5 protein-coding genes are annotated in these 5,782 nt (G+C 58.2%); 1 reads left to right on the plus strand and 4 read right to left on the minus strand.

Features of this window, described 5'->3' with window-relative positions:
- Positions 1-883: 883 nt before the first annotated feature.
- Positions 884-1,162, minus strand: coding sequence for a hypothetical protein (locus tag ACKUB9_RS33895; RefSeq protein ID WP_407531043.1), 279 nt, complete (start codon positions 1,160-1,162; stop codon positions 884-886).
- A gap of 110 nt (positions 1,163-1,272) precedes the next feature.
- The gene (locus tag ACKUB9_RS33900) at positions 1,273-2,715 is read right to left on the minus strand and encodes a hypothetical protein (RefSeq protein WP_407531045.1); all 1,443 of its coding nucleotides are present in this window, start codon (positions 2,713-2,715) and stop codon (positions 1,273-1,275) included.
- A gap of 1,071 nt (positions 2,716-3,786) precedes the next feature.
- Between ACKUB9_RS33900 and ACKUB9_RS33905 the strand changes: the two genes are divergently transcribed.
- A complete protein-coding gene (locus ACKUB9_RS33905; protein ID WP_407531047.1) occupies positions 3,787-4,527 on the plus strand; it encodes a sulfite exporter TauE/SafE family protein in 741 nt (246 codons plus the stop codon).
- Between the two features lie 128 nt (positions 4,528-4,655).
- Here ACKUB9_RS33905 and ACKUB9_RS33910 read toward each other — a convergent pair whose 3' ends face one another.
- Positions 4,656-5,114, minus strand: coding sequence for a helix-turn-helix domain-containing protein (locus ACKUB9_RS33910; RefSeq protein WP_407531049.1), 459 nt, complete (start codon positions 5,112-5,114; stop codon positions 4,656-4,658).
- Between the two features lie 277 nt (positions 5,115-5,391).
- Complete coding sequence (locus ACKUB9_RS33915) at positions 5,392-5,643, minus strand: DMT family transporter (RefSeq protein ID WP_407531050.1); 252 nt, start codon at positions 5,641-5,643, stop codon at positions 5,392-5,394.
- Between the last annotated feature and the right edge of the window lie 139 nt (positions 5,644-5,782).

Below are 5,782 nucleotides of genomic sequence, written 5' to 3' on the forward strand. Positions count from 1 at the left end.
TCGGACCTTCGACCGCCAGCCCATCCGCGCGACTGCTGAGTAGAGGCCGTCTGCCGGCCGTCTACTACGATCGCCAAGCGCATCCTCGACGAGGCGGCCGTGCACCGGATGCTCGCTCTCGAACCCTCCCTTTGAGAACTGATCCCGAGCCGCCGCTCCGTATGGTCGGATACTTCGATTGAGCTAAATATCGGCATGAAAAAAACGACACTCACCACAGCCAATCACGATGTGATCGCCTACATCAGCGTGGACGCCCACGGTGTCCATACGATCACGGACCATCAGCACAGTACACTAGGGTACTACGACCCGAGAACGAATAGGACGACGAGTTGCACACATCGTCTAGTTGGTTACGGCTACCAATTACCGCACCTCATCGGCGGCCTGGAGGAGGAGTCGTGCAAGCTCAAATCAAATGCTGATCTACTTGCGGAGGCTGAACCTCGAAAGCCTATCAAACCCGAAAGTCCAGCTATACGTCAATCAGGTGGCATCCCCCCAATGAGTCCCGCTCAACATCGGCGAGAAAATTTGCGCAAGCAGAGCTTGCAGGACAAGATCAACACCGAACAACGCAGATCATCGGAACGACAGGCGGGCCTTCGCGCGCAATTGAACAAAAAGCCGGCATAGAAGAACAGCTTCTCAACCTGAGCATTTCCTAGGCTGACGATGAAGCGAAGCAGATGCCATCCGCAGGTGGCGTTGGCAACGGCGACGTCGCGGTTCTTCACTCTTCCGTTCAGAGTGAGCGTCGATTGGGGTGTAGTGCTCACGCGGGCGCGCAGGTAATAGCGGAGCAGTTATGAATATGTAGATCAGCAGACGGGCCGGGGTGTTTGTGCCGGTCCTGACAGGGATGGAGCTACGACGCTGTCTAACCCTGCCAGCGCAACCTGAATTGTATCGCATCGCGATCCCGTTTGAAGCCAATCAGAATGTTGGCATGTGAATCAGCGCCGTCTTCGAGTATTTCCCAAATCTGCGTGACACCATACTCGATCCCGTTGTCCGACAGCCAGTCCCCTATTTCTGTATCATATTCATCTAAGTAGAGCACGTACGTCCATTCCCCTTCGAACGCGATCTTCCGGCTCCGTTCGTCGCGATTGTGCTTAGCGATAGACTCTGAAAAAGAATACGAATCGATATTCATGATTGTGTGTCGGCCTCCAGGAAGAGTAATCTTTATATTTCTGTGATTATGGCTGGAATTCATTGTGTTACTTCATGATTTGGATACTTTATCTTTTCAAAATTCATCGATCATTCAGGACGTTTAGGCGTCGAACCGGATGATTCCAGCCAATGTTTTGGCGGACGCCCGCGTGGTCGAAGAATCCCGGCACTCCTCTTCTGCTCTCTCTCGATGGCCCGAGCATTTCGCTTCGACATCGTGTTGGCCTTGCGTCGCCGTTCCTGGATCTCCTCCTGGCTGCGCTCGTCCAGCACCTTTTTCTCTGGACCCGGCTTCTTCCGTTCAACGTCCATTATGCCGGCCTCGGTAACTGGCACGAGATCGGCGATGCCGATACCTTCATTTTCCAGATATTCCTTTAGCGCATTCGCCTGATGTTGATCGTACAAATAGACGTTATAGATCCCATCGAAATCAGATCGGCGGAGCGCCCCACGCAGTGTGAACTGGACGATGTCCTCGATCTCGCGCGCCCGCTCTATGTCAGACCTCTTCAGCCCGAACATCTCCATTGATGGACCATCGAAAGGCAACGCCTTGGAGGAATATATGAACGCACAGGAAGTATGATGCATAAGTGCGTTGGTACCTTCCTGTCGAGGAGAGATCCACTCGCCGTGCAGGCCGGCTCCAACGAAGTATGGTCGCACATGCGCATTCGATGACCAATACCCAAGATCTCTGATGTTCTTGAGATAATCACCCACCTGGGACAAACAATGCTCCCCATCGCGCTTCCAGAAAGCAGTAGATCCGCGATGGCACGTGAAGTAGTTGATCAGCACACGAGGACGATGGCTTCGCTCCGGCGCAGCGATCTCCTCAGTCTGAAATTCCAATTCATCAGCGCGCCATGCCTGAGCCGCCTTGTAGCCGATGCTATGGCGGTAGCCCGCTCCAGCAATCGTCACGGTTTTAAATGCTGAGAGTTCGGCAGGGGTCCAAGCCGACCACCATTTGAGAGGCATCGAGCTTCCTTTGACGTCGCTCCAGCCACCGACATTCACATGAACGCCTTGCGGCGAGCGCGCCCGCTTGTCGAAGGTCACGAGATCACGCACGTAATCGTCATGCCTGATCGATGCCGCATTAGGAGCGCTCGACTTCGGCGTGACGCGCCACCACTTCGAATGCGTTGTCGGAAAGAGATCGTAGGTCGCTTCCAGGTATGTGGCCGTTGCGGGCACGTGCATTGCGTTCGAAATAACCGCTGCCGGACTCTCATCGATATAGATGTGCCAGCCAGTGAAGTGGCTGAGATCAGCTTGCATCATGCACTCGTGTGTGATGAACACGACCACATGTTCCTCGCCGGTAGGGAGCGTAGGAACGTCAGCGATCTGACGCAGAACGGGAATGCCCCTTTGAGCGTCGTCGTTTTCGCCATGAATTGCTCGGATCAAAGGGCGGGTGCCGGCCTTCTCTGCCTTCTGTCGTAGGTCGCTGATGCGTTCAGCGATCAATGCAATTCGGCTCGTCGCGAAGATGTAGGGGGCAGCGTGGTTCGCCATCTCCCGAATCATAAGTGACGTCTTGCCCGAACCGGGCGCGCCAATAAGAACTCGAACTCGTACCATGAATAATATGCCTCGTATACAATATCTATATAATAGGTCCGCGGCCTGTATGAATCTATATATATCTTGCGGACATAATTATTACTTAATCGAGATCAACCGCTGTGCAGCGGAATTGGGGGAGGGAACGAAGGCGAAGAACTCGCCGAAGGCGAGGCCGTAGCCGTACGGCTCCCTCGCCCAATTCACCGGGAGCGGTGCGCCAGCGGCGCTCCCGTGGAACACGTCGTTGGAGTACTGACCTGAGATCATTCTCCAACCGAGGGCTCGCCTTCGGCTCGACCTCGGTCGTTGACCAGTCAGGGCGCAGGTCGAGGTCGCCACCTCTCCCGCCCTGCGCCCTAACTGACTTGCCCTCGCAATTGCAGGTCGAAATAGACGGCGCGAAGTCCACAGACCTCGAAGGTCCTAGTTCCTCGACTGCTAACTCGTCCTCTACCAAGTGCGCGAAGCGCGCTGTCCAGACACGCTGCGGACACAAATGCTGGACGCCAGAGCCAGATATCCACCTCCACGAAGGCGTGACGAGTGGGAGGCCGCTCTTGATCGACATCGAACTGATCCTGAATGGAAGTCTCATCAGGGCACCATTCGCAGCCCAGTGGTGTCGGTGTAGCCCTCAGGGGCTCCGATTGACGAAATGAAAGAGAATTCGACAGTGAGGTATCTGGACGACTACGATGCCGCGCGATCTGATTGAGGCTGACGGAAGCGTCCTGAGGCCTCAACTCACACGCCGTTGGATCTCTCGACGCATGTTCGGTCAGAGATGCCGGCATTTCTCACTACGGCTAGTGGTCCAGATCTGACGCTTGGTACACGCTCGCGAGGTCTGCTTGGAGTGGGAAGCGGACGTTCACTCTCGGCGGAGGCTTGATCCGATCTGACATGATCAGTAGCAGTGGCCTAGCCCCACGGCGCGCTGGTCGCCCGCCGTGAAGCGCACCGGCACGACGGTAGAACGGGCACCGTCCTCTCATCGAGCGCACAAGCGCCGGTCGTGCCATGCCTATCTCTGCCGAGCTTCTACTCGCCGCGTGCATGTTCGCGGGCGCGGCCCTCTACACTGCGGTCGGACACGCCGGGGCGTCGGCCTATATTGCTCTCATGGCGCTGTTTGGGGTCGCTCCGGCCGTCATGCGCCCCACCGCCTTGGTCCTCAACATCCTCGTCGCGACCTTCACGTCATTCCGATTTCTCAGAGCCGGAATGTTCCGGTGGCGCGTGCTGTGGCCGTTCTTGGTCGGAGCCGTCCCGTTGGCCTTCATCGGCGGGGCCATTCAACTTCCAGGAGCCTTCTACCGACCCATTGTCGGCGTGGTGCTCCTCTTTGGCGCGGCCCGGCTCCTCTGGCCTGGGGAGTTGGGTGCCAATCGCGAGCCCCATGATCCACCAATCTGGGGTGGCGTGCTCGGTGGTGCCGGGATCGGCTTCCTTTCGGGCCTGACCGGAACAGGCGGCGGGATTTTCCTCTCGCCCGTGTTGTTGTTCATGGGGTGGTCCGCGACGAAGACGGCCTCCGGTGTCGCGGCCTTGTTCATCCTCTGCAACTCGGTCGCAGGGCTTTTCGGCAATCTGTCGATCGTTCGAGCGCTTCCGGCCGACCTTCCGTTGTTTGCGGCTGCCGTGCTGCTAGGAGCCCTTCTCGGGACCGCCTTCGGTATTCGGTTTGCCGTGCCTGTAATCCAGAGGGCTCTTGGACTGGTCCTCTTGGTCGCGGGAGCGAAGCTGATCGGGGTCTACTAGTGTCTTGGATCGAACGTCCGAGATGGGTGGGAAGCAGGCATTCAGCCAGTCGATTGCAAACGGCTGTTTCGCGACTGGAAGCGGACGTTCGCCGACAGCATCCAACCACGCCTGCTGGCCAAGCACATTTACGAGTTGCCGGATCGCACCCGCGCGTTCTTCAGGCTGGAGCGTTTACGCCAACGGTCGCGCTGACGCGGACGAGCACCGGCTGGACGGTCAGCGGCACATTGCCGTTCAACGTGCCGGTGCTTCCTTCTCCACACGCTTGGCGTCATGCCAGTCCAACGCCGGAAGGCGCGCGTGAACGCGGCGGGCTCAGAGAACTCCAACGCAGCCGAGATCTCAGTCAAGCTCATGTTGGTGTCGATCAATAACTGCGCTGCGAGGCTAAACCTCGCGTCCTTGACAACCTGTCTGAAACTCGTGCCCTCGGACTTCAGCCAGCGGCTGAGTGTGCGCCGATGGATCCCGATCGCCTCTGCGACCTCCGTTTTGCTGAGTGGCATTTCAGTCATAACGGCGAGTAGGCGCTGGCCAAGTGTGTCTTCCGCCTCTGCAATTTCGTCGCGAGTTTCAGACCGCATTGTCAACCTAAATCAGCAGACTTGCCGTTGCTTTATTGGTACTGCCTGCTGCCTGATAGCGCAAGCTGCGGCCCGCGCGGGCAGATGAACCGCGTTCGGCGCACGTCCGGCTCGCATAGGTGTGGACGCCGCCTGAAGGACCGCTGCGCCACCGCGAGCGGTCTTTTGCTGGCGACACCTCGAATGCCTGCCCAGGGTCGCAAGCTGCCGCTCCATGATGGTGCGCGCAAGGTTTGAGATCCCCGCTGGATCAGGATGACGCCGCTTATCAAGTGCTCTATTCAATCAACCGCGGCGAGTCGATCTCACACTGCGCGAGACCCATCCATCTGTGACTGTCCGCCCTCACCGAGGTGGGCATCTGGCTGGTGCCGAGGAGCGCAACGAGCGTCGCGGCCCCAAGTTGCGGGACTTGGAAGATCGCGCGGCTGATAGGGATCGCCCTGAACAGCCCACCGCTCCACGCCAGGAGGGATTGCGCGTGGCCGGGTCTCGCCTGCTGCCTTACTTTGCGCCCTGCGCCGCCTATGCCGGTTCCTGGCTCGTGGCTTTGCCGATCAGGCTGGTCAGGGCGAGGAGGTGGGTACTCACACCGTCATCGTAGTAGACGGCCGGCAGACGGCCTCTACTCAGCAGTCGCGCGGATGGGCTGGCGGTCGAAGGTCCGA

The organism is Methylobacterium oryzisoli (genome assembly GCF_046557895.1).
GTDB classification, from domain to species: Bacteria; Pseudomonadota; Alphaproteobacteria; order Rhizobiales; family Beijerinckiaceae; genus Methylobacterium; species Methylobacterium oryzisoli.